Consider the following 24,620-nt stretch of genomic DNA (forward strand, 5'->3'; position numbering starts at 1 on the left):
AAAGCTTACGAGGTCTTTTTAACAGAATATTTTTCAACATCGTTTACCCCAATTCTTCGAATTGTTATCGGGTAAGGGATGCTATTGGAAGAGTTATTGAAAAGCTGCTCTTTTTTTGTTTGTAAATTTTTTAGAAAACTAATCAAAACGGATTGCTTTTACCGGAGATATCTTTGTAATAATATAAGATGGAATAAGTAAAACTAGTAAACTAACGATAATTGTTCCGAGGTTGAGTAGAAGGATATAAAACCAATTGAAATAGACCGGCGCCTCACTTACATAATAGTTTTCGGGGTTTAATTTTACAATACCAAATTGTTGCTGCACAAGCATTAATACAATTGCGATGACATTACCCCAAAGCAATCCACGAAGAATAATATGGAATGCGTTGTAAAGAAATATTTTTCTAACAGTCCAATTATTTGCACCAAGTGCTTTGAGGATTCCAATCATTTGGGTACGTTCAAGAATAAGGACCAAGAGTGCTACAACCATGTTAATTGTTGCCACAACAATCATGATGACCAAGATAACGATAATGTTGAAATCAAAGAGTTGCAACCACTCGAAAATGAAATAGTATTTTTCGACAATAGTTTTGCTATCGAGCATATAGGAAGTTTGTTCATAGACTTCTTCTCCTTTTTGTTCAATTTTATTGAAATCATCGATAAATATTTCAAAGGCTCCTACTTCGTCCGGTTGCCATTTATTGATTCGTTGAACGTGGCGTATGTCTCCCAATATATAAGTAGCATCGAATTCTTGAAATCCGGAGTTGTAAATTCCGGTTATGGTGAAAACGCGGAGGTTTGGCATTTCGTTGCTATCTTCTTTCATGAAGAAGGTGTTGAATTTATCGCCCACTTTGAGAAAAAGACGGTTAGCCAAATACTTAGAAATGAGTACTTCAGGGTTTAATTGGTCTTTTACATTTGGCATATTTCCTTCGACAATGTATTCACTTATATTGTCCCATTTGTAATCACTTCCGACACCTTTGAAAATGACTCCTTCGAAGGATTTTTCAGTTCGGATGATTCCGGCTTTACTGGCTACGGCTTGAATGTGATTGACTCCTTCAACCGTTTTGAACTCAGGATAAAAATCTTGTTTTGTTGAGACGGGCACTTTGCTGACTTCAGATTGATTATCATCGAAATTAGAAACAATAATATGTCCGTTGAAAGCCGAAACTTTTTGGCGTATTTTTTGTTGTAAACCCAAGCCGGTTGCTACGGAAACAATCATCATGATGATTCCGATTGCAATGGCAGTTATTGCAATTTTTATTATTGGTTTGGATATACTACTTTTATGGTGTTTTGCCGTAGTTAATCGTTTGGCTATGAAATATTCTAATTTCAATGTTTATAATTTGAATTCACGACAAAGATACACAAAGTTTTTTGCCACAGATTCCACGGATTTTTACAGATTAAAAAAATAATTATGAAACACAAAATAAGTACATATTTAATTTTAATAGGATGTTTAATTGTTGCTGTTTCTTGTAAAAGCAACACAAAATTGAATATAGACGAGCAAAGCAATACGGTTTTGGACACTACTACATTAAAACTTTCAATTCAAACCGGAGCAGAAAATATTACGAGTTATTTGCCTTTATTAAAAAACAAAAAGGTAGGAATAGTAACTAATCAGACTGGGTTTGTTAGAAAAATTAAAATTAATGCTACGGCAGTTCCTCAAAACACAACCTCTGAATTAACAAAAGAAAGTTTGGTGGATTTTTTGTTGGAAAAAAACATCAATCTCCAAAAAATTTATGCTCCCGAACACGGTTTTCGTGGCACGGCTGATGCCGGAGAATTAATTAAAGACGGAAAAGATACTAAGACCGGATTACCGATAATTTCGCTTTATGGTGATAATAAAAAACCGAAACCGGAGCAATTAATTGGTATTGATATGATGGTTTTTGATTTGCAAGATGTAGGTGCGAGGTTTTACACCTATATTTCTTCTTTACATTATGTAATGGAAGCTTGTGCGGAAAACAATATTCCCCTAATCGTTTTAGATCGACCTAATCCGAATGGTGGTATTGTTGATGGCCCTATTTTAGAAAAAGAATTTACGAGTTTTGTTGGCATGCATCCGATTCCCGTTTTACACGGCATGACGATTGGCGAATATGCCAAAATGATTAATGGCGAAAAATGGTTAAAAGATGGGATTCAATGCAATTTAACGGTTGTTCCGAATATGAATTATACACACGAAATGGCTTATAGTTTACCCGTAAAACCATCGCCGAATTTACCTAATGACCAATCGATTAATTTGTATGCGAGTTTGTGTTTTTTTGAAGGCACGAATGTGAGTGTGGGTCGCGGAACGGAAAAACAATTTCAGATTTATGGTTCACCTTTTTTAACTAAAAGTACTTTTAGTTTTACACCCAAACCTAATTTAGGAGCCAAAGATCCGGTGCACAATGGCAAACTTTGTTATGGGGAAGATTTGAGTAACATTGCAAAAGTAAATCGTTTAGAATTGAAATGGTTAATCAAAGCATATAATTCAACTGCTGACAAAAAAGCGTTTTTTAATTCGTTTTTTGTGAAATTGGCCGGAACAAAAAAATTGCAAGAACAAATTGAAAAAGGTCTCTCTGAGAATGAGATTAGAAAGAGTTGGGAGAAAGGATTGGATGAGTTTAATTTGGTTAGAGGGAAGTATTTGATTTATTAGCAAAGGCTGGAAGATGGGAGCTGAAGGAAAAATCTACAACGGTAGCTTCTCCTTCATTCGTTCTACAATATTATAGGCCGCTGGACATATTGCCACATTTAGTAACGTTAAATCAGTAATTTGATTGAATTTTTTTCGGTCAGTGTGTGGGAATTCTCGACAAGCTTTTGGACGAACATCATAAATAAAACATTTATTGTCAGCTTCTAAAAACGTACACGGAACCGATTTTAAGACATAATCATTCTCCTCATCAATTCGCAAGTACTGATCGATGAATTGCTGTGGTTTTTGTCTGAGATGTTTAGAAATTCGTTCAATATCAGCCGAAGTAAAAAGCGGTCCGGTTGTTTTGCAACAATTAGCACAATCTAAACAATCGGTTTTTTTAAATTCAGCTTCGTGCAAATCTTGCATTACATAATCTAAATTTTTGGGCGTTTTCTTTTTTAACTTATCAAAATACTTTTTGTTTTCGATATGCTTATCTTTGGCAAGTTTAGCCAATGTGTCAATTTGAAAATGTGCCAATGTATCAATTTTAGATTACTGCAAAGTTAAAAACTTTTAAACGCTTAAACCTCTAAACTCTTAAACTTTTATGAAAGACCTTTTTGGAAAAGCCATTTTAGACTATCAAACCGGTAATGATCCGCAGGATTTGATAACCGAAACTTCAATTTCTGAAGCCGATGAAATGAGTGTAGCTTATTTGTTTCGGGATTTTGATGAAATGCCTAAAATTGAACAAAAAGCTTTAGAAATTTCCAAAGGAAGAATTCTGGATGTGGGCTGCGGTGCCGGAAGTCATTCAATTTATTTACAAGAGAAAGGATTTGATGTTACTTCGATTGATATTTCACCTAATGCTATCAAAGCTTGCGAATTAAGAGGTTTGAAAAAAGCACAAGTGCAAGATGTGATGCAATTAGAAAATGGAAAATTCGATACGATTTTACTTTTGATGAATGGTGCCGGAATGTGCGGAAGACTAAAAAACATCACTCAATTTCTTCTAAAGCTAAAAAGTTTATTGACTGAAGACGGTCAGGTTTTAGTAGACAGTTCAGACATCATTTATATGTTTGATGACGATGAAGATGGTGGAAAATGGATTCCGGGTGATTCTGAATACTACGGAGAAGTAGAATTTAAAGTAGCCTATAAAGGTCAAGCTGAAAAACCTTTTGATTGGATGTATATTGATTATAATACGTTGCAAAACGCAGCGTTAGCAAATGGCTTGTCTTGTGAATTAATTAAAGAAGGAGAGCATTATGACTATTTGGCCAAATTAAAATTGCTTTAATTTAGTTAAAAATAATCGGGATTTTTATTTCAACACTTATTGGATTTCCATTTTTGTGGGCAGGCTTCCATTCGGGAAAATTTTTCAATGCTCTGAGGATTTCAACTGCGGTATCCATGTCATCAAATTTTAAGAGCTTTACTTTTTCCATTCTGCCCTCTTTATTTATAAAAAAAGAAACCAATAATTTTTCTCCGTTTTTAATTTTACTTTTATCAAGTCTTGCCATCAAATAAGTATAAAACATATCCATGCCACCCGGAAATTCCGGATCTATGACATCTGAGTTTAAATAGACCTCGTCTTCACCTTGAATTTGAGCGTGTACAGAAGAGATTTGAAAAAACAAAAGTAAAAACAAAAATCGCATCGAGAAAAATTATTGATTTTTGAAAATTATTGCATGTATTTCATCATCATTGTTTGCAAGCCCATTCCCCATTCTTGACCAACAGTTTGTCCTTTGTTATAAAGCACTTCCGTTTTATCTGTTAATTTTTTTCCAGCTGGAGATTCGTAGAATTTTAATAGTGCTTTTACATCATCATGAGTAAATTCCGTCATGTACATATCTGCCATTTTACCCATCAAATCATTAATTGAAGCATCTAATTCTTTTTGGAATTCAGCTTTTTTGGCTTCTGGAATATTACTAGCTAAATCTTTTGTAATCATTTTAAATGTATTCGATTGACCACTCACTTCAAGGTACTTAACTACGTCATTTTTAAATGCATCTTGAGAAAAACCAAGTGTTGTAATCAATAAAAGGGCAAAAGTTAAAACTGTTTTTTTCATAATTTTTTTGTTTTGATTTATAAAATAATTTTAAGGAATATTCAAATATTTGTGCGTTTGTAAAGATACTCGCCATTTTGGATTTTTCATAACGTAATCCACAATTAATGGGGTCATTTCCTCTTTTTTACTCCATTCCGGTTGTAAAAAAAGAATGGCATTCGCATTTACTTTTACTGCTTGTTCTTCGGCAAAAATAAAATCGTGTTTATTATAAATAATCACTTTTAATTCATTAGCCATATCATAGGCACTTTGAACAGGTAATTTATTTTTCTTTGGCGAAAGACAAAACCAATCCCATTGACCGGTTACATCGTAACAACCGGAAGTTTCAATATGGATTTTTAACTGAGCCTCTTTTAATTTTTGTGTTAAAACCGACATGTCCCAAGTTAAAGGCTCTCCACCGGTGACAACAACTGTATCCGCATAGGCTTTCGCATGTTCAACAATAACATCTGTTTGTGTTGGCGGATGCAACTCGGCATTCCAACTTTCTTTTACATCACACCAATGACAACCTACATCGCAACCGCCAATTCGAATAAAGTAAGCTGCTGTTCCTGTATGATAGCCTTCGCCTTGAATGGTGTAAAACTCTTCCATTAGCGGCAGCATCTCGCCTTTTTCAACCGCTAATTGTATTTCTTTTTGAAGCATTTTTAATTAAAATAGGCTACAAAGGTAATCAATTTGAAAATGAAGCAATTTGAAAATTTGAAAATCATACCTTTTGATTTATAAATGCTTTTATTACATTTGAGAGTTAAATCTAAAAATCATGAGTAAAGCCGAAGAATTTAGTCAGCACATTATTAACGGATATGCTACCAAAGGAGATTTTATAACCTTAGGAGGAGCAATGTTAGACGGTGTACCCGTTGGTGGAAATGCCCAAGTAAACATTGCTTTAAAAACCCTAAACCGACACGGATTAATTGCCGGAGCAACCGGAACGGGTAAAACCAAAACCATTCAAGTGCTTTCTGAGCAACTTTCCAAAAATGGAATTCCGGTTTTGATGATGGATATTAAAGGTGATTTTTCCGGAATTGCAATGCCCGGAATAGAACAACCTTTTATAACTGAACGACACGGAAAAATTAATTTACCTTATGAAATAAAAAGTTTTCCGGTGGAATTAATGACCATTTCCAAACAAAATGGTGTTCGCTTACGAGCTACTGTTTCAGAATTTGGTCCGGTTTTATTTTCCCGTATTTTAGATTTGAACGATACGCAAGGTGGCGTTGTTGCTGTGATTTTTAAATATTGTGACGACCATCATTTACCCCTTTTGGACTTAAAAGATTTTAAAAAAGTTTTACAATATATAACTGATGAAGGTAAAGCCGAAATTGAAAAAGAATACGGTCGCATTTCAACGGCTTCAACAGGATCCATTTTACGAAAAATCATCGAATTGGAACAACAAGGAGCCGATGTATTTTTTGGTGAATTATCCTTTGATATTGACGATTTAATGCGAATTGATAAAAATGGAAATGGTTATGTGAACATCATTCGTTTGACCGATATTCAAGATAAACCAAAATTATTTTCGACGTTTATGTTGAGTTTGTTGGCGGAAATTTACAGCACCATGCCCGAACAAGGTGATGCGGGACGACCAGAATTGGTGATTTTTATTGACGAAGCTCATTTAATTTTTGACCAAGCCAGTAAAGCCTTGCAAGATCAAATTGAAACAATCGTAAAATTAATTCGTTCTAAAGGAATTGGCATTTATTTTATCACACAAAATCCACAAGATATTCCGGCGGGTGTTTTGAGTCAGCTAGGTTTGAAAATCCAACATGCTTTAAGAGCTTTTACAGCCAATGACCGAAAAGCGATTAAAATGACTTCTGAGAATTATCCTCTATCCGATTATTACAAAACCGATGAAGTGATCACACAACTCGGAATTGGAGAAGCTTTTGTTACCGCTTTAAATGAAAAAGGAATTCCGACCCCACTTGTTGCCACGATGCTTCGGGCTCCGATGAGCCGAATGGATGTGTTAACTTCACAAGAAATTGACAGTTTAATTTCTGAATCTAAATTAGCGAAAAAATACAACGAAGAAATTGATCGCGAAAGTGCTTTTGAATTATTAGATAAAAAAATTACCGCAGCAGAGGAACAAGCTGCTAAAAAAGCGGAAGAAGTAGCAAAACAAAAAGAAGCTGATCGACAAGCAAAACAAGCTCCAACTCGAACAACTTCAACCCGAAGAAGCACGGCACAAAATCCGGTTGTGAAGGTGTTGACGAGTGCGACTTTTATAAGAGGTGCTTTGGGGGTATTGAGTAAGATGTTTAAGAAATAGTAAACGATACATGAAAAAATTCAAAATACAAAAATCCCCATTCATCGTTCCAACAACAGATGGAAAACTAATCGAAGAACATTTTGGTAAAGCTTCTGATGGTAACAATGACATTTCCATTGCTCACATGATTGCACCTCCGCATTGGAGCGAACCTTTTCAAACACCGGAATTCGACGAATATACTTATATCATTAAAGGTAAAAAACAATTTATTATTGAAGACGAAGTAATTGTTTTAGAAGCGGGTCAATCGATTAAAATTGAGAAAAACACTCGTGTTCAATATTCCAATCCGTTTGATGAAGTATGTGAATACATTGCTATTTGTAAACCTGCTTTTGATTTTGAGAAGGTGCATCGGGAGGAATAAACTACTTTTCCTTCATGTCTTTCAACAATCCTAATGCAAAATAACTTACAGCCAATCCGCCAATAACAATACAAATCCATAAAAACCATTTGGTTTGCCAAAATTTTTGCTCCTGGCTTTGAGATTTTACTAAGTTATATTTTTTGAAATTTTCAATCGTAAGTACTTTCAACTCTTTGCTGTTTTCAAATTCAAAATTTTGTAAATCATAATTTGGTTTAGAAAGAGTTGAATCAATAATTACTGTGTAATTCTCAGTAGATTTCAGATTTGCCAACACATATTCCGGTGATTGAAAAAATGAAATTTTATTGATTTCTAAGGGTTGATTGTCTTGATTATCAATTTCGATGATGAATTCCTTTTCAAAAAAATCATCTAAAATAAATTGATTGTTGGTTTTAGAATTAATAACAAACGAACTGATTTCTTCTTGATAATTTTCGGACCGTTTCTTGATTCTTCTTGATTTATTCACCAAAATTCGAACATTTCTGTAATACAAATCAGAACGAATATCAAAATCTATTTTTGAAATTACTTGAGGCGTTTTAAAACGAATGCTGATTTGCGTTTTCTTTTTTTCTTTATTTGAAATGACATTTTGTGTAATATCGGTTAGCTCCAATTGACTTACATAATTTATTTCCGATTGGTAAATGCCCACTTTCATCAGATTAATTGGCAATGATTTTTTATCAGAAAAATCAATTCGCAAAAAAGAATAGTTGTTCAATGGAAAAGAAATAGTTTTTTCAACTTGCTTCTCCTTTTCACTATACAAATTACTCAATTGTTGATTCTGAACCAATCCAAACCAATTTTCACCATCATTGCTTCCGCTAACATTGTAGTTTTTTACAACCGAAGTATTGGCAATCACAACCACCAAACTATTTAATGAACGTTCACTCTTATTTTCAACTTGAATCGATGTTACGGAATCGTTCAAAATTCGCTTTGAAACAATTGGTAATTCGATAAAATCGAACTTATTTTCATTTTTAGGTTTGTAATTTACAAAGGCAACTTCATTTTTATTTTCATCCAAAATTCTGAAAAAATTAGTGTTGGAATTTGTCGCCGAACGCACTTCCGGATTCAACAAAATCAAATGTAAACCATCTTGATTTATGGTAGAAAGTGTTCCGTTATAGTTTTGAGCAAATCCTTGAAATGCTATTAAAATCAATAAAAAAGCGAATTTATTTTTCATCAATGGCTGAATTTGTGTGAGAATCATCGACAACTAATTTTTTAATTTTTTGATAAACAAAAGAAATAATTAAAATTAGCACACCTAATAAGATGAATGCGATTATTTTTCCGGTTTCCGAAACATTATTAATATCATAAATAAACAGTTTAAGAATAGTTATTCCTAATAACGAAAGAGCAATAATTCGCAGTTGTTTCCAATTTCTTCGAATCCCGATAATTAAAATAATAAAAGACAACGTTCCCCATAAAACCGGATAACCAATTTTGATTACTTGTCTTTTAATTCTATCTAATTCAGCATCATAAAGGAAACTACTGTAATAATTATCTGTTGGATAAGTAGATTCGACCATCTTCTTATTGACATCACTTATCAATTCATTTCTGTCTGTAAAAAATAAACTGTGCACAATTAGTTCATTACTCAAAATATAAACCCCACAAAAAACTAAAACCCAAATTGCAAATTTTGATTTTAAAATTCCAAATACGGCTTCGCCCTTAATTTGTTTAGCAAGAACAATGACAAAATAAATTAAACACAACAAAATGATGTAATGAAAATAAAAAGCGATACTAGAATTGAGTTTTATATATAATCCTTCGGCGAATTCTTTTGTTGGAATAGCATAATATACAATCACATAAAGCACTACATTAGCGATTGCCAAAATAGTTGTTGCTTTGACTGACAAACTGTTTTTAGTTTTCAAACTGAAATAAACCAACAAGGCTGAAAACACAAAATGATAGGCTAAAGCAAGCGATTGAGCACTGTAATAATTTGAAATTGATTCAAATGAATGGTAATTAATTTCGAACATTCCAACAAAATAAATCACAACAACTGAAATCCAAATTAATACGTTTCTATAAAGATTTGGATTAAATGTAAATGAAAAAATAGCTGAATTTTCAGTCTCTTTTTTCAATAAAAATAGGGTTGCTAATAAAGAGCCGAAAACAACGATTCCTGTGATAAAAATCGGATTTAAAATAATACTTAACTTTTCTTCATTGTAAAAGTTATAGTGAATTTCCCAATCCATAATCAAACTAAGAAAGGCTAGACCTTGTACTAAAACCGCTCCGATTTTAAACGAATTGATTTTTGATTTTTGTGATAACCAAAATAACAAAACGGCTTCGGCTGCCCAAAATAAGGTAATTTGATTTCCTTCAAATTGTAATGGAATCGTGAGTGTGGCAAAAGTAAGTGTAAGTCCGATTAACAAGTAAATTGTATTCTTTTCTAAGCCAAATTTTCGGTATAGAATTGAAGCATAAATTAAATTATAAATTGCCAGAATTAATGTGAACAAACCTTTCAAATCAATTCCCCAATTGTGAATAATTCCCATTCCCAATCCGAAGAAAACAAAATTATTGGCGATTAAAATGACGTATTCAATTACTGAGAAATTACCTTTATTTCTAATATTATTCAGCACTAATTGAATGCTAAAAATAAAATAAAACAACGACACAAACAGTAAAGCTCCTTTGTGTGGTAACGAATTAGCAAAAAGTTCTTTGATGTACCATGACGTAAACAATAAATACGTAAACACAAACGATAAAATAGAAACAATTTTCCACTTTTTAAAATAAGCTATTGCAAGAATACCACTATTTAAAATGGCGATATACGTAAACAAAACCACATAATTTCCTTCGCCGGTACTCACCATAAAAGGTGCGGCAAAACCGCCAATCAATGTGAGAACTGCTAACTCCTGACGATTATATGCAACCGAAATAAATGCACTAAAAGCAGTGATTATCACCATAATTATAAACGCAACTGTTTGACTAAACAATTGATATTCGTGAAAAGCAATGGCTATGGTAAAATAAAAAACACTGATTGCTCCGGCAACAATTACAGAACTAAATGCGGCGTAATTTTTCTTGAGTTTGTGGGCGATTCCCATTAAAAAGGAACCGCACAAAATTCCTATTCCAACGCGAGCGGGTTCGTTAATCCAATCTTTATCGATGGCATATTTTACAAAGAAACTGATGCCGAGCACTAAAATTAAAATTCCAATTTTGTTAATCAGATTCTCTCCAATGAATTTTTCGATATCCGGATTTTTCTCTTTGAAACTTTCAAACCACGATTTTTGAGGAACAAAGGTTGGTTTTGGTGCTTCTTTTCTTTGAAAAGTGACCACTTCCGGTTCTTTTGGTATTTCAAATTTTGGAGATGGGATCGTTTCTTTGACTTCCTGAACTACTTTTGGAATTTCCGTTTCAATGATTGGCGTTGGAATTTCAACTTTTGGAGGAATCACTTCTTGTTTTGATGAAGCCACTTCTTTCCCTTCAAAAGATTGAAGTTGCTTTTGAAGTTGTTCCACTTTATGCAATACTTTGTTAAGATTGTCTTGCGAAGCTTTGAATTTCGAATTGATATTGGAAATTATGGCAACTAATAAAACGAGAACCATCATCAATAAAAAAACTTCCATGTGCTAGCGGTTTGGTTACTAACAAATATAGTAGAAATTCCGTATGATTCTAAAAGAAATTGATTTAGCGTTTTGATTGAAGAAGCTGAATAATCTTCTCTTCCACTTCTAAACTATTCCAAATTGTTTCAATGTTTTCCATTTGCATCACTTCCTCCATAATTCTATTTTGGAAATCGCCGATGGCAAGAGCTTCCGAATACGGTTGCAAACTAAAGGTTACTCGACTGTACAGTGGCATCCATTTGTCTGGATGTTTATCGGAAAACCATTTTTCAATTTTCTTTTGCAATAAAAATTTCTCATCGGCAGTTTTGGCACTCATTTCCATGAAATTGCGATAGGAAAGTTCGGCAATTGCATCAGCATTGGGTTTGCGTGATTTTTGGTATTCTTCAAAAATGGTTTCCCAATCATTTCCGTATTTTGAAATCATTTCGTTCAACACCGTAATATCTTCAAAACCGGCATTCATTCCGTGTCCGTAAAACGGGACGATGGCATGACATGAATCGCCAATTAACGCTACTTTGTCATTGAATGTCCAAGGATAACATTGCATGGTGACCAAATAACTTTTGGGATTTTTAAAGAAATCTTCCACCAAATCGGGTATCACTTCTTTGGTGTCGGGGAAATAGTTGGCAAAAAATTCAACTAATGTTTTTTCGTCGTGCAAACTTTCAAATGAATTTTCCCCCTCAAAAGGCATAAAAAGCGTACAAGTAAACGAACCATCCAAATTAGCCAATCCCATCAACATAAAATTGCCGCGAGGCCATATATGTAAAGAGTTTTTGTCAATTTTATAACTTCCGTCTGCGTTGGCCGGAATATGTAATTCTTTATAACCAACACTTAAAAACTTTTGAGAATAATCAAACATGCTTTGGCGTTGCATGCGGTGGCGAATTCTCGAAAACGCACCATCAGCACCAAAAACTTTATCATATTTTAAATCGGTCCACTCACCTCTTTCGGTTTCACCAATGTGCAAAGTAGCATCAGATAATGTAACATCCCAAATTCGATGTTCAAAAAAGAACTCAACACCTTCGGCTTCCGCCAAATCAATCATTTTTCGATTTAAAACACCACGGGAAAGTGAATAAATTGCTTCGCCTTCTTTGCCATAATTTTGATAGGTAAGTTTGGAATCTTGCAAATGAATGGCTCGTTTATCAACTGGGATACCGATTTTTTTGATTTCCTCGGTCAAGCCGATATCGTCCAACGCTTTCCAACCCCGATTAGACATGACCAAATTAATGGAACGCCCAGAAAATTCAACCGTTCGAATATCCGGACTACGGTCGAAAACATGAACAGTATGTCCTAATTTTTTGAGGTATATCGCCAATAATGTGCCGACTAATCCGGAACCAACAACGGCAATTTTTTGAGGAGTTTGCATGAATGAATATCAAAAATTCAAGCACAAAAATAAGGATTATAATAGGATTTTTAAGTTTTAAAGAAAATATATTTTATTTGAATTGAATATTTTGTTTAACAATAATTGATTTTAATTAAACAAAACTTATCTTTGTAAAAATTATTTTATGCTTCATTATTCAAAAAACGCGATTCAAAACCTCTCGAAGGTTCCTCGTTTGAATTTAATCAATAGTTGTACGGGTTATAAATCGGCCAATTTAATTGCAACCAAAACCAGTAATGGTATTTCCAATGTTGCCGTATTCAGCAGCATTACGCATTTGGGAAGTGATCCTGCAATGTTAGGATTTATACTTCGTCCGACAACTGTACCGAGAAACACGTATAAAAACATCAGAGATTTGGGCTATTTTACAGTTAATCATATTACAGAATCTATGATTATTGATGCTCACCATACTTCGGCGAATTACGATGAAAGCATTTCAGAATTCAACCAAACCAATTTGGAAGAGGAATTTTATGAGGGCATAGAAACGCCTTTTGTAAAGGGAAGTCCAGTTCAAATTCTCTGTAAATACCTCAACGAATACGAAATCAAAGAAAATGGAACGATTCACATTATTGCTTCGATTGAAGAATTATTTGTGAAAGAAAATCTAATTCAGAAAGAAAATTGGTTACGATTAGATTTAGAAAATGTGGTTTCTATAAACGGCTTGGACGCTTATTGTGTTCCAACAGTTGTGGATCGTTTTGAATATGCTCGCCCGAATATTCCAACAAAATCAATGTTGTAAAAATGGCTCATAAAAAAGTTAATCTCCCTGAAAAAATTTGCAAAACGTGCGGCTTATCATTTGCATGGCGAAAAAAATGGGAGAAAAATTGGGCAGAGGTTTTGTATTGCAGTGAACGGTGTAGAAGAAATAAAAGTATTCATTAAACAGTTGTAAGTGTTCAGCAAAATCTTTTACCTACTACCATTAACCCATTACCTTTAAAAAAATGAACAATCTCGTTTGGTTTCGAAATGATTTAAGAGTGAACGATAATACTTCACTTTTTAAGGCTTGTAAAAAGTCAGGTAAAGTAGTTGGTGTTTACTTTTTAGACCCAAGACAGTTTGAAACAAATAAATATGGTTTCAAGAAAACCGAAAAATATCGAGCTAAATTCCTTTTGGAAACGCTTCGCAATTTGAAAAATAATTTAGCAGAAAAAAATATCTCCTTGCATATCTATCACGATTTGCCGGAAAATATAATGCCGACATTGATTGCAGACTATTCCATTTCAACTATTTTTCTTCAGAAAGAATGGACAAAAGACGAAATCAAAGTCAATTGCAATGTCAATGACAATTGCAATTTCAAAAATCAAAATTCAAAAGTTGAATGGGTGGAATCGTACGACCAACTTTTATTTCATCCCGACGATATTCCTTATACTGATTTTTCGAAAATACCTGAAGTTTTTACAGAGTTTAGAAAAAAATGTGAAAAAGAAAGTAAAATTCGTACTTGTGTAGAAATTGCGTCAAAACCGATTGAAAACCTGATTGAAACTTCCAATCTGATTCCGAGTTTAGAAGAGTTGGGGTTAGAATCATTTAAACTGCATAAAAATACTGCCTTCCCTTTCCGAGGTGGCGAAACTGCAGCTTTAAAAAGAATGGAGCAGTACTTTTTTGAAACCGAAAATTTATCGCAATACAAAAAAACACGAAATGGTTTGATTGGTTCTGATTACAGTTCGAAATTTTCAGCTTGGTTGGCCAATGGTAGTATTTCTGCTCGAACCATTTACTGGGAAGTTCAAAATTACGAGCGTGAAATTTGTAAAAATGAAGATACGTATTGGTTAATTTTCGAATTAATTTGGCGAGATTATTTCAAATATATTTCGCTAAAACACGGTGAAAAGATTTTCAAGTTAGAAGGAATTTTAGGAAAAGACTACGAATGGAAATTCAACGACAAAGCATTACGCCAATGGATTAATGGCAATACACGCGAACCTTTTGTGAACGCCAACATGATTGAATTGCAGCAAACCGGTTTTATGAGCAATCGCGGCCGACAAAATGTGGCGAGTTATTGGGCCAAAGAATGGGAACAAGATTGGCGAGTAGCGGCAGCTTACTTTGAAAGTATGTTGATTGATTATGATGTACATTCGAATTATGGGAATTGGATGTATAATTCAGGCGTTGGAAATGATCCAAGAGATCGAAAATTCAACATCCAACGACAAGCGGAAATGTATGATGCAGATGGAAAATATCAAAAACTTTGGCTAAAATGAAGCAACTTCGATTACTTCTCGGCGACCAACTAAATTATAACCATACTTGGTTTCAACAAACCGATGAAAATATAATTTATCTGATGGCAGAAATGCGTCAGGAAACCGATTATGTGAAACATCACATTCAAAAAGTGGTTGCTTTCTTTTTGAGTATGCGAAATTTTGCTTCGGATATAGAAAATAAAGGTCATCGCGTCATTTATTTTGAGATTGATGATGCTAATAACCCTCAAAATTTAGAAGTATTAATTCAACACATAATCAAGGAACATTCCATTAAAAAATTCGAGTATCAATTGCCGGATGAATATCGGTTGGATGAACAATTAAAGCAAATTTGCCAAAAACTTACCATCTCAACCGAGGTTTTTGATACTGACCATTTTTATACGACAAGAACCGAATTAGCCGAATTTTTTCAAGGCAAAAAAATGCTTTTAATGGAAAACTTCTACCGAATGATGCGAAAAAAGCATGATATTTTGATGGTTGGAGCGAACCCCGTTGGAAATCAATGGAATTTTGATCACGATAATCGAAAAAAGTACAAAGGCGAAGTTCCGATTCCAAATGCGAAAATTTTTCCCAAAAAAGTGACAGAAATTATTCATCAATTAAACAAAATGGAAGTCAAAACCTTTGGTTCGATTGATGTGGAAAAATTTAATTGGCCAACTTCAAGACTAGAATGTTTGGAACAATTGGATTATTTCTGTCGCCATTTATTAAAACACTTTGGCGATTACGAAGATGCAATGCACACGGATGAAAAATTTTTATTTCATTCGCGTTTGTCGTTTGCAATGAATTCCAAAATGGTTTCGCCGAAGGAAGTGGTTGAACAGGTTGTGAAATATTTTCACCAGAACGAAAACGAAATCACCATTTCACAAGTGGAGGGTTTCGTACGACAAATTTTAGGTTGGCGAGAATATATACGTGGAATTTATTGGAAAGAAATGCCTAAATATTCGGAAATGAATGCATTGGAAAATTACAATAAACTACCTGATTTTTATTGGACGGGAAATACGAAAATGAATTGCATGCAAAAAGCCATTTCGCAAAGTTTGGAAGAAGCATATGCACATCATATTCAACGTTTAATGATTATAGGGAATTTTTCGTTGCTCACACAAATGCATCCCGATGAAGTCGATTCGTGGTATTTGGGTGTTTATATCGATGCGATTGAATGGGTGGAAATGCCCAACACGCGTGGGATGAGTCAATATGCAGACGGTGGAATTTTGGCCACAAAACCGTATGTTTCCTCTGGTAGTTACATCAATAAAATGAGTAATTACTGTGGAAGTTGTCACTATAATGTAAAAGAGAAATTAGGCGAAAAAGCGTGTCCGTTCAACAGTTTGTATTGGAATTTTTTGGATGACAAAAAAGAGCATTTCAAAAACAACCAACGCATGGCGATGATGATGAATTTGTTGAATAAGATTCCGGCGGAGGATTTGTATGCGATTAAATTGAAGGCGAAGGAGCTATTAGAAAATTTAGATATTATTTAGACTTTGGTTTAAACACTAACTTCCTTGAACTCGCTTCAATCTCCTTCCTATTCATTTTCATCTTTCTAAATTTCCCTTCGTTATACATCACCGCTTGATCGTCATAATGTTTACTCAACGGATTTCCTGATTGTCCGGTTGGAAGAATGCTCACGCTGTTTTCAATATCTGAAAAATCGATGATTCTTCGGGTGGAAGGTCCTGCTGTTACCTGATGATTTCCGGCTTCGGTAAACGTAAACATTAAATTATTGATGATTTCGTTCGAGCCATTGATTTCAAACGGACCCACATTGAAATAATTTCGCAACGCGGCTACTTCGCCTAAAGGATGTTTGTGTTCTATAGTATGCACTTTATTCCATGTCCAACTCGGAACTTGATTGCCTAATTTTTTTTCTAATTGAGCGATGGCTTGTTTAAATGAAAGTGAAAGAATTTCAGTTCTTGATTCTATTTTATCCTTAGTCGAACTATTCTCCCACCACGGAGAATTTTCGTTAGCAATTTGAGAAGCAATCATTTGTTTTAAAAGATGTGTGCTCAACAGAATTTTAAAACGATCTTCTCCTAGTTCGTCTTCAAAGGTATTCTTGAGAAAATAAAATAGAAATTGGTTATAAATTGTGGGAGCAACATCGGTTAAACCATTGCTTCCATTCCATTTTTTCAATTCATTGAAAGCAGTTTTTTCAGTTTCAGATAAATTGGTTTGATTGATTCCTGTTAAAATGCTTTGCACTATTGATGGAGCTACCGACGATTGAGTATCATTAATCATTTTCATAAAATCTTCTTTCGTCCAATCGTTTTTGGATTCTAACAATTGAACAATACGTTTGGCTCGGTCTTCCGGCAAATAATAACCCGGATATAAATAATCATCAATCGGTTCTACTTGATTATTGGCAGAATAAACATAATTCCATTCGGGATTAATGGCATACGGATTTTCGGCAAAATCATAGTATTCTTTTTCTTCATCTTCTCCATTTGCCCCATTTAAAATAAAATTCGGATTGACATTCTCCGGCATTTTATACAATTTTCCGGAAGTTATCCAAGCGATATTTCCTTTGGCATCGCCATACATAATATTCAATCCCGGTGCAGCAATCAATTCGATACTTTGATGAAAATCGTCAACATTTTTAGCATGGGAAAGTGCATAAACAGCATCTAAAATTTGATTTTTATGTTGCAAATACGTCCACCACATCGAAATGGGTTTGTCTTCCTTCAATCCATCAATCAAGCCGTTCATCAAAGGTCCGTGATGTGATTTTTTGATTTTTAAAACGACATCGGAACTGTCTTTTACTTTAATTATTTTTTCAATGATTTGATAATTTTTAAATCCTTCTTTTGTTTGGTATTGGTTTTCATTTTCGGGATTATTGATTTCCAAAAATAAATCCATATCATCGTTTTCAAACATGGTTAAACCATAGGCATAGTCACGATTATGACCCAAAAGAGGGAAGGGCGTTCCGGCTAAATAATAACCGTACATTTCATAATCGGGAGTAACAATATGAGCTTCATACCAAGTGGCCGGTTGCGAAAATCCAATGTGCGGATCATTGGCAAACAACACTTTTCCACTCTTGGTTTTTTGTGGGCCAACGACCCAACTATTACTTCCAATGAAGGGCGGAATCGGTGAATTTTCCAATAAAGAAGCCACCGATTTTGAGATTTCGGAATAGGTTTCCGATTTTCCTTTGAAACTCTTTAATTTGGTATGAGCCAAAGAGCCGTCGATGCCAAAATCTTTGAGATAATCCATTCCTAATTCATCACGAATATCGGTCATTAACGGATCTGATTTTTGAGCCATCGCAAAACTAAATGCCATGTAACCAAAAATATTATATACATCTTTGATGGTGAATTTTTCTTTCTTAACGCCTACCAATTGAAATTCAATTGGTGTTGGACCTTCTTCTAAAAATTGATTGATACCGTCCAAATAGGCCATTGTTAATTGATAACTTTCGCTGTTTTTATCCAATTGAGCAATTGCTTTTTCTGAATCTTCATCAATTCCTAAACCTGCAAAAAACTTGTCGTTTTTTAGCATAAGTGAACCAAAAAGTTCCGACAATCTTCCGGGAGCAATTCTTCGCATGAGTTCCATTTGCCACAAGCGATCTTGAGCGTGCACATAACCTAAAGTAGTCATTGCATCTTTTTGTGATGCGGCATAAATATGAGGAATTCCATACTCATCAAAATAAACGGTCGTTTCTTTTTGGATGGAATTTAGCCTAATTTCACCGTCATACTTTGGTTTAAGAAAATAACCGTAACTCAAAATAAAAAGTGCAATTACAACAAAAATAAAAAAAATGGAAAGTGCTATTTTTTTTAGACGTCTCATAAAATAAAAAATCAATAGACAAATATACTAGAAATGTCTATTGATTAAATTGAATAGAATAATAAGTTTGTCTTATTTCCCTCTTCCTCCACCACTACGAGTAGTAGTTGGAGTTGTTGTTCCGCTACTTCTTTGTGGAGGAGAAACAGTTCTGTTTTGTTGTCTTATTTGTTGTGTTCTTTCTCTTGTTGCACGAGCATCTGACTCAGGCAATCGAGTGGTTGACCTTGTTTCTGCCGGTTCTACTCTTGGTGTTGACGTAGTTGTTCTTGGTGTTGCAGGTGAAGTAGATGTTGTTCTTGGACTAGACGGATTTCTAACCGCAGGAGTAGTTGTTGCTCTTATTCCTGTCCCGCTACCTCTTGTATTTGATTGCGTAGAATTACCTCTACTATTTGATTGCTGTGCAGAAGAACCTCTTGTTCCTTGAGTGGATGCAGCAGATGTGCGTGGTCGAGTTGGTGCATAATGATTACCATGTTGACCTCTTCTTCCAATTGTTTGTTGTGTTGGCCATTGATTACCTACTGCATATTGTTGTCTGTGCATATTAAAATTATGATAAGGTGAAGGGCCATAATAATCCATTAGTCCAACTTTATAACTATTATATAAATCAAAATGCCCATAATGATTGGGTAAATAGTAAGCACTTACCCATCTGTTTCCTCGCGGATAAATAAACATGGATGAGTGCACATCATAATACACCATCATATCCGGAAAATAATAATAACGCACTTGATCAAAGCCAACTGGACCCCACATTGGTGGTGGTGGCGGTTGAGAAACCACAGCAGCTCTTCTTGGGGCACACATGGTGAACAAAACCGAAATAGAAGCTAGTATAATTAAATTTTTGATACGCATAATTGTATTTTTAGTGATAGTGCTAGCCATTATTCAAGAATAATACCAAAAGACTATTTATTTCTAAATTAAAATTACGATTTTACGTAGATAACTCCAATTTAAAACTTTGAATTTAGTTAAAACTTAACTTTTAATACTAAATATTTGTTTGTTATTACAATAAAACCCAAAAGTAGCTCTTCACTAATTTTGGGGTTATGTTATTATATTGAATGCTTAATTTCTAGGAAAAACAATTTTTTCTCCCACATTCATTTTGTTGTTTTTAGCCAAAACACCACACATGTGAAATAACATTCGGGAACCCACATTTCCGTCCCAGTCGTCATTTTCACCGGGTGCGACTTCTACTAAATCAAATCCGATGATTTCTTTATCGGTTTCAGCCAAACGACTTAAAAGATAAGTGGCTTGTTCAAATGAAAATCCGCCCGGAACCGGAGTTCCTGTGTTGGGACAATACCAAGGATACATGCCATCAATATCAAAACTGATACACACTTTCTGAGGTAATGCAGCAATAATTGCCTCGCATTGTTGTTGCCACGTTTTACCTTCAAACGTTTCTCTTTTTAAATCAGAATCGCTATGAATCACTACTCGTCCGTTTTCTTTTTTTACAATATCAACTTCTTGTTCACAAAAATCGCGAATGCCCACTTGAACAATTTTAGAAATATGTGGAATTTGTAAGGCGTTGTACATGATAGAAGCGTGTGAATAGGTAAAACCTTCATAGGCAATTCGCAAATCCATGTGAGCATCTAAATGAAGTATACCGAAGTTATCGTGTTTTTCTGCTAAAGCTTGATAATAACCAAGTGGCGTGCTGTGGTCTCCGCCTAAAAGAACAACTTTTTTTCCGTGTTCTAGCCAATACAATGTTTTTTCACGAACGGCTTCCACCATGTCAGAACACGCATAATTAATTTTATCAAGGTCTTTTTGTAAACCGGGATGATGATCTAAAACAGCTCCTCTTTCCAGTGCCTCTATAATTGGTGCCGCTCTCTTTTTATATTTTTTAGAATTCTTTTTCACGTCTTTTGGGGATTCGTCTAAAAAAATGCCCAATTTCCATAATTCAGGAAATTCTTGGTGATGTAAATCTACTTGAAAAGAAGCGTCTAAGATGGCTTCCGGGCCTTTTGATGCTCCGGCTCCATAACTTACGGTTACTTCCCAGGGAACAGGAATCACGATTATTTCACTGTCTTCTATTGAAAAAGGTAAGCCAAAAATGGTTGCATCTGCCAAACCGGGCTGGCTGGGGTCGAATGTTTTGAGTATTTCTTGTTTGTTCATTTTTTTTGAGTTGCTGAGTTGCGGAGTAACTGAGATGCTGAGTTTATTTACTAATTCCTGCTTTTAATATTTGACCGAATTCATACATGTCTTCAAAAGAGCAGTAAAAAGGTGCTGGTGCTAAACGAATCACGTTAGGTTCACGCCAATCAGTTATAACGCCGTTCTTCATAAGATAATCAAACAAGCTTCTTCCTTGTCCGTGTAAATAAACAGAAAGTTGGCAAGCTCTTTCTTCTTGATTTTGTGGTGTAATGATTTCAAATTCGGTTCCGTCGATTTCTTTGTCAATTTCGTGTAGGATGAATTCTAAATAGGCTGTTAGCAGGTTTCTTTTTTTGATTAATTTAGTCATTCCGACTTCGGCAAACATTTCTACAGAGGCTAAATAGGGTGCTAATGATAAGATAGGTAAATTACTGATTTGCCAACCGTCTGCACCTTGAACAGCCTCAAAATTAGGTTCCATTTTAAAACGACGTTCTTTGTTATGTCCCCACCATCCAGCAAAACGCGGAAGTTCAGTATCGTGATGGTGTTTTTCATGTACAAAACAACCCGAAGCATTTCCAGGACCTGAGTTCATGTATTTGTAACTGCACCAACAGGCGAAATCTACACCCCATTCGTTCAATTTCAATTCTACATTTCCGGCTGCATGAGCTAAATCCCAACCTACATAAGCTCCTGTTTTATGGGCAGCTGCAGTGATTGTTTTCATATCGAAAACCTGACCGGTATAATAATTTACACCACCGATTAAAACCAACGCTACTTCATCGCCAACTTCTTCAATTTTGGCTAAAACATCTTCTAATCGAATATTGTGTTCGCCTTCTCTGCGTTTGATTTCGACTATAATTTCACTTGGATTAATTCCTAAATGTTGCGAATGGAACTTCGCTTGACTTTGAAACATGTATTGATCGGAAGGAAAGGCTTTTTCTTCGCAAATGATTTTATATTTTTTTGCTGTTGGACGATAGAAAGAAACCATCATCAAGTGAAGATTAACCGTTAAGGTGTTCATTACTGTGATTTCGGATGGTTTTGCACCGACAATTCCGCTCAAGGGAATAGCAAATCGTTCATGGTAATCCCACCAAGGTTTGTCGGCATAAAAATGGCCTTCTACGGCTAATCTTGCCCAATCACTCATCACTTCATCCACATAGGCTTTGGTGCGTTTGGGTTGTAATCCGAGTGAATTTCCTGTGAAATAAATTACGTTTTTGCCATTTATACTTGGGAAAAAGAATTCATCACGGTATTTGTATAGTTCGTCTTGTTCGTCTAATTGTTGCGCAAATTCGCGGGTATTTTGAAATTCCATGCATTTATTTTTTGTGCAGTAAAGATAATGATTTTTTAAATTGTTAGAACAGGTCGTTAGGTGGTTAAAAGTGCAAAAATGAAAGTTATTTGCCACAGTTTATAAGGTATTCTAAAGAATTAAAATAAGGAAAACAAGAAAATATTTGTTTTCAATTAATTTATCAAAGAAAATATTCTTTACTTAGGTTTTGATACTGATATACTAATGTACCAATAAAAATTACAAAAAAAGTAAACAATAAATAAGCTGTTATTTTTTTTATAACTATCACTCCTTCATCTTCTCAAATTTGTTCTTAATCATTTCCTTTTCTTCCGGAAAAAATCCTTGAATGATTAGAAAGAATCCGAAAATCATCAGTATTACACTAATCACGCGTTTGATTTTATAAATAATATAGGGTGTTAATTTATTTTTAAGTTGTTTAGCTAAGATAATTTTAGCTACATCCGTAATCAAATAAGTAATAATAATAACCGTCATAAACAACACAATTCGGTCGGTTTCCATATTCATTTGCGGACCAAAAACGATGATGATTCCCACCCAAAAACCCAACACACCAATGTTGATAAAATTGAGAATAAATCCTTTAAAAAAAAGTCCTAAATAATTGTTTTTTGGAATGGAATCGGGTAAAAATTCAGGGTTTAAATTTTTCTTTTTTCCTTTTTTTTCTTTGATAAAAGAAATTAAACCGAAAACAAACATGATCACACCTCCAAAAATGAATAAACTTGGGTCGTCTTTCAGTTTTTCTAACAATTGATTCGTACTGAAATAGGCAATCAGAATAAAAATAATATCACCAAAAACAACACCTAAATCGAATGTCATGGCAGCTTTAAAACCTTTGGAAATACTGGTCTCTATCAATACAAAAAACACAGGACCAATGGTAAAAGCCAAAAGAATTCCCCACGGAATGGCAGCTAAAATATCGTTAAGCATTGAAGTTTTTTTCAGGTTTAAAGTTTCAAGTTACGAAACTTTCTAAATGCTAATTTAAAATTTAAAATTTAAATTAACACATTTGTTAATTCATTTCTTTAATTGAACCGCCTACTACCGTTTTTTGGTCAATCTGTTTCGGACTTCCATAAATGTAAATATCACCTCCGGCTCTCACTTTTGCGTTGACATAATCAGTTGCAAAAATATCAGCTTCACCACCTGCATTTAAAGTAATGGTTGTTTGTTGGGATTGAAAATCTTTTGCTTTTAAAACAGCTCCACTCGTCATTACAATATCTTGATTTTGTGTAGACCCCGTAATTTTTAAAATTCCTCCCGATGCTGCTTTTATATTGGCTTTTTGAACATCTAAAACTATTTTAATTTCTGCACCTTCTTTTACATTTACTGTGAAACCAACTGCTTTGATTGGTTTTTCTGAATTCACATATGACCCTTCACTGGCTTCAACGCCTTCTAATCGTTTGTAATAAACCGTCACTTCAATTTCTTCTCCTTTTAATAATTTTGGAAAAGGCATTCGTATTTTTAAATCGCCATTACTGTTGACTACTTCCACTTCTGAAGCTCTGGAACCTTTGATTTCTACTTTGCTTTCATTGGATGGAATAAGTTGAGCTGAAATTCTGTCAAAGACTTTCACGGTTGTAAAATCACCCGGATTTTTGGTTACGGTTTGAGCAAAAAGGGGTGAAGTAGCAATAAGAAATAAAATAAAAATATTTTTCATGATAAAAAATTAAGGATTGTTTGGATTGAACTTCAAAAATAATACCAAGGTAAACGACTCGTTTAAGAAATGATTGTTACAGTTGGTATAATTATTATAATTATTTTCCGTGCTTCACTTTTAAAACCTTAGAATTTCTAGCATCTAAAATGATGAAAAAAACGCCTCCTTTTGTATTTTTTGGTAAAGAGCCTTCCATAACCCAATATTTATCTTGAACTGGTAAAATAGTATAAGGTCTTTGTTTTATTATATTTTTCTTTCCATATATATTAAAAAGAATCACTTCTGCCACTTCAACTGCTGCTGTACTATCTTTTAAAATTAATTCTGTACCAATATTTAACTCAGGATTTTCTTGTTCAATTAATGCTATCTCTATTTTTAAAAATCTTTCAAAAAATTCCTGCTCCTTTTTCATCTCTGAATAATCATACTTCTTTGTTGAACATGAAAATAAAGAAAAAAGTATAAATAAAAGGAGTAGTTGTTTCATAATAAAAGAATTTAAAATTGAATACCTACAAGCTTCTAAAAACCTTGCAGGAAA

The 24,620-nt window shown here is 34.1% G+C and carries 23 protein-coding genes; 8 read left to right on the forward strand and 15 right to left on the reverse strand.

What is annotated here, in order from left to right; all coding sequences use genetic code 11:
- Positions 1-138 precede the first annotated feature (138 nt).
- Positions 139-1,374, reverse strand: a complete 1,236-nt coding sequence (locus tag B0I10_RS03555) for an ABC transporter permease (RefSeq protein WP_112085119.1) — start codon at positions 1,372-1,374, stop codon at positions 139-141.
- Between the two features lie 84 nt (positions 1,375-1,458).
- Here B0I10_RS03555 and B0I10_RS03560 point away from each other — a divergent pair, with 84 nt between their 5' ends.
- Positions 1,459-2,724 (forward strand): exo-beta-N-acetylmuramidase NamZ family protein, encoded by a 1,266-nt coding sequence (locus B0I10_RS03560; protein WP_112085120.1) that lies wholly within the window; start codon positions 1,459-1,461, stop codon positions 2,722-2,724.
- Between the two features lie 33 nt (positions 2,725-2,757).
- On the opposite strand, the gene B0I10_RS03565 is transcribed toward B0I10_RS03560, so the two are convergent.
- A complete protein-coding gene (locus B0I10_RS03565) occupies positions 2,758-3,255 on the reverse strand; it encodes a YkgJ family cysteine cluster protein (protein WP_181456880.1) in 498 nt (165 codons plus the stop codon).
- A 70-nt stretch (positions 3,256-3,325) separates the two neighbouring features.
- On the opposite strand from B0I10_RS03565, the gene B0I10_RS03570 reads away from it, so the two are divergent.
- A complete protein-coding gene (locus tag B0I10_RS03570) occupies positions 3,326-4,033 on the forward strand; it encodes a class I SAM-dependent methyltransferase (protein ID WP_112085121.1) in 708 nt (235 codons plus the stop codon).
- A gap of 1 nt (position 4,034) precedes the next feature.
- On the opposite strand, the gene B0I10_RS03575 is transcribed toward B0I10_RS03570, so the two are convergent.
- The 3 genes from B0I10_RS03575 to B0I10_RS03585 are packed head-to-tail and all read right to left on the reverse strand — an operon-like array spanning position 4,035 to position 5,494.
- Positions 4,035-4,403, reverse strand: coding sequence for an energy transducer TonB (locus tag B0I10_RS03575; RefSeq protein ID WP_112085122.1), 369 nt, complete (start codon positions 4,401-4,403; stop codon positions 4,035-4,037).
- A gap of 26 nt (positions 4,404-4,429) precedes the next feature.
- Positions 4,430-4,831, reverse strand: a complete 402-nt coding sequence (locus B0I10_RS03580; protein ID WP_112085123.1) for a DUF2059 domain-containing protein — start codon at positions 4,829-4,831, stop codon at positions 4,430-4,432.
- Positions 4,832-4,861: 30 nt separating this feature from the next.
- Positions 4,862-5,494, reverse strand: a complete 633-nt coding sequence (locus tag B0I10_RS03585; RefSeq protein ID WP_112085124.1) for a 7-carboxy-7-deazaguanine synthase QueE — start codon at positions 5,492-5,494, stop codon at positions 4,862-4,864.
- 121 nt (positions 5,495-5,615) lie between these two features.
- Between B0I10_RS03585 and B0I10_RS03590 the strand changes: the two genes are divergently transcribed.
- Entirely contained in the window at positions 5,616-7,166 is a 1,551-nt protein-coding gene (locus B0I10_RS03590) for a helicase HerA-like domain-containing protein (protein ID WP_112085125.1), read from the forward strand.
- 10 nt (positions 7,167-7,176) lie between these two features.
- Positions 7,177-7,539 (forward strand): cupin domain-containing protein, encoded by a 363-nt coding sequence (locus B0I10_RS03595; protein WP_112085126.1) that lies wholly within the window; start codon positions 7,177-7,179, stop codon positions 7,537-7,539.
- A 1-nt stretch (position 7,540) separates the two neighbouring features.
- On the opposite strand, the gene B0I10_RS03600 is transcribed toward B0I10_RS03595, so the two are convergent.
- The 3 genes from B0I10_RS03600 to B0I10_RS03610 all read right to left on the reverse strand — a co-directional run bounded on the left by B0I10_RS03600 (position 7,541) and on the right by B0I10_RS03610 (position 12,648).
- Positions 7,541-8,755 (reverse strand): hypothetical protein, encoded by a 1,215-nt coding sequence (locus B0I10_RS03600; protein WP_181456881.1) that lies wholly within the window; start codon positions 8,753-8,755, stop codon positions 7,541-7,543.
- Positions 8,745-11,234: a DUF2339 domain-containing protein gene (locus B0I10_RS03605; protein WP_112085128.1), complete on the reverse strand. Its 2,490-nt coding sequence runs from the start codon at positions 11,232-11,234 to the stop codon at positions 8,745-8,747. The genes B0I10_RS03600 and B0I10_RS03605 overlap by 11 nt, the downstream gene beginning before the upstream one ends.
- Positions 11,235-11,298: 64 nt before the next feature.
- A complete protein-coding gene (locus B0I10_RS03610) occupies positions 11,299-12,648 on the reverse strand; it encodes an FAD-dependent oxidoreductase (RefSeq protein ID WP_112085129.1) in 1,350 nt (449 codons plus the stop codon).
- A gap of 148 nt (positions 12,649-12,796) precedes the next feature.
- On the opposite strand from B0I10_RS03610, the gene B0I10_RS03615 reads away from it, so the two are divergent.
- The 4 genes from B0I10_RS03615 (at position 12,797) to B0I10_RS03630 (ending at position 16,468) form a co-directional block, all read left to right on the forward strand.
- A complete protein-coding gene (locus tag B0I10_RS03615; protein WP_112085130.1) occupies positions 12,797-13,432 on the forward strand; it encodes a flavin reductase family protein in 636 nt (211 codons plus the stop codon).
- Positions 13,433-13,434: 2 nt separating this feature from the next.
- Positions 13,435-13,578, forward strand: coding sequence for a DUF2256 domain-containing protein (locus B0I10_RS03620; RefSeq protein WP_112085131.1), 144 nt, complete (start codon positions 13,435-13,437; stop codon positions 13,576-13,578).
- A gap of 62 nt (positions 13,579-13,640) precedes the next feature.
- Positions 13,641-14,939 carry a DASH family cryptochrome gene (locus B0I10_RS03625; protein WP_112085132.1) on the forward strand — a complete coding sequence of 433 codons (1,299 nt, stop codon included), beginning with the start codon at positions 13,641-13,643 and terminating at the stop codon, positions 14,937-14,939.
- A complete protein-coding gene (locus tag B0I10_RS03630; RefSeq protein WP_112085133.1) occupies positions 14,936-16,468 on the forward strand; it encodes a cryptochrome/photolyase family protein in 1,533 nt (510 codons plus the stop codon). Before B0I10_RS03625 ends, B0I10_RS03630 begins: the two co-directional genes overlap by 4 nt.
- On the opposite strand, the gene B0I10_RS03635 is transcribed toward B0I10_RS03630, so the two are convergent.
- The 7 genes from B0I10_RS03635 to B0I10_RS03665 form a co-directional block, all read right to left on the reverse strand.
- Positions 16,461-18,851: a penicillin acylase family protein gene (locus B0I10_RS03635; protein ID WP_112085134.1), complete on the reverse strand. Its 2,391-nt coding sequence runs from the start codon at positions 18,849-18,851 to the stop codon at positions 16,461-16,463. The two genes, B0I10_RS03630 and B0I10_RS03635, sit on opposite strands and share 8 nt — an antisense overlap.
- A 72-nt stretch (positions 18,852-18,923) precedes the next feature.
- On the reverse strand, positions 18,924-19,721 hold the full coding sequence (locus B0I10_RS03640) for a hypothetical protein (protein WP_146740306.1): 798 nt from the start codon (positions 19,719-19,721) through the stop codon (positions 18,924-18,926).
- Positions 19,722-19,940: 219 nt separating this feature from the next.
- Positions 19,941-21,029: an agmatinase family protein gene (locus tag B0I10_RS03645; protein ID WP_112085136.1), complete on the reverse strand. Its 1,089-nt coding sequence runs from the start codon at positions 21,027-21,029 to the stop codon at positions 19,941-19,943.
- Positions 21,030-21,072: 43 nt separating this feature from the next.
- Entirely contained in the window at positions 21,073-22,362 is a 1,290-nt protein-coding gene (kynU, locus tag B0I10_RS03650; protein WP_112085137.1) for a kynureninase, read from the reverse strand.
- A gap of 270 nt (positions 22,363-22,632) precedes the next feature.
- Positions 22,633-23,316, reverse strand: coding sequence for a LysE family translocator (locus B0I10_RS03655; RefSeq protein ID WP_112085138.1), 684 nt, complete (start codon positions 23,314-23,316; stop codon positions 22,633-22,635).
- An 85-nt stretch (positions 23,317-23,401) separates the two neighbouring features.
- Complete coding sequence (locus tag B0I10_RS03660; RefSeq protein WP_112085139.1) at positions 23,402-24,070, reverse strand: head GIN domain-containing protein; 669 nt, start codon at positions 24,068-24,070, stop codon at positions 23,402-23,404.
- 100 nt (positions 24,071-24,170) lie between these two features.
- Positions 24,171-24,566, reverse strand: a complete 396-nt coding sequence (locus tag B0I10_RS03665; protein WP_112085140.1) for a YbbC/YhhH family protein — start codon at positions 24,564-24,566, stop codon at positions 24,171-24,173.
- Positions 24,567-24,620: the final 54 nt, after the last annotated feature.

This window comes from Flavobacterium lacus (assembly GCF_003268815.1).
Lineage (GTDB): Bacteria > Bacteroidota > Bacteroidia > Flavobacteriales > Flavobacteriaceae > Flavobacterium > Flavobacterium lacus.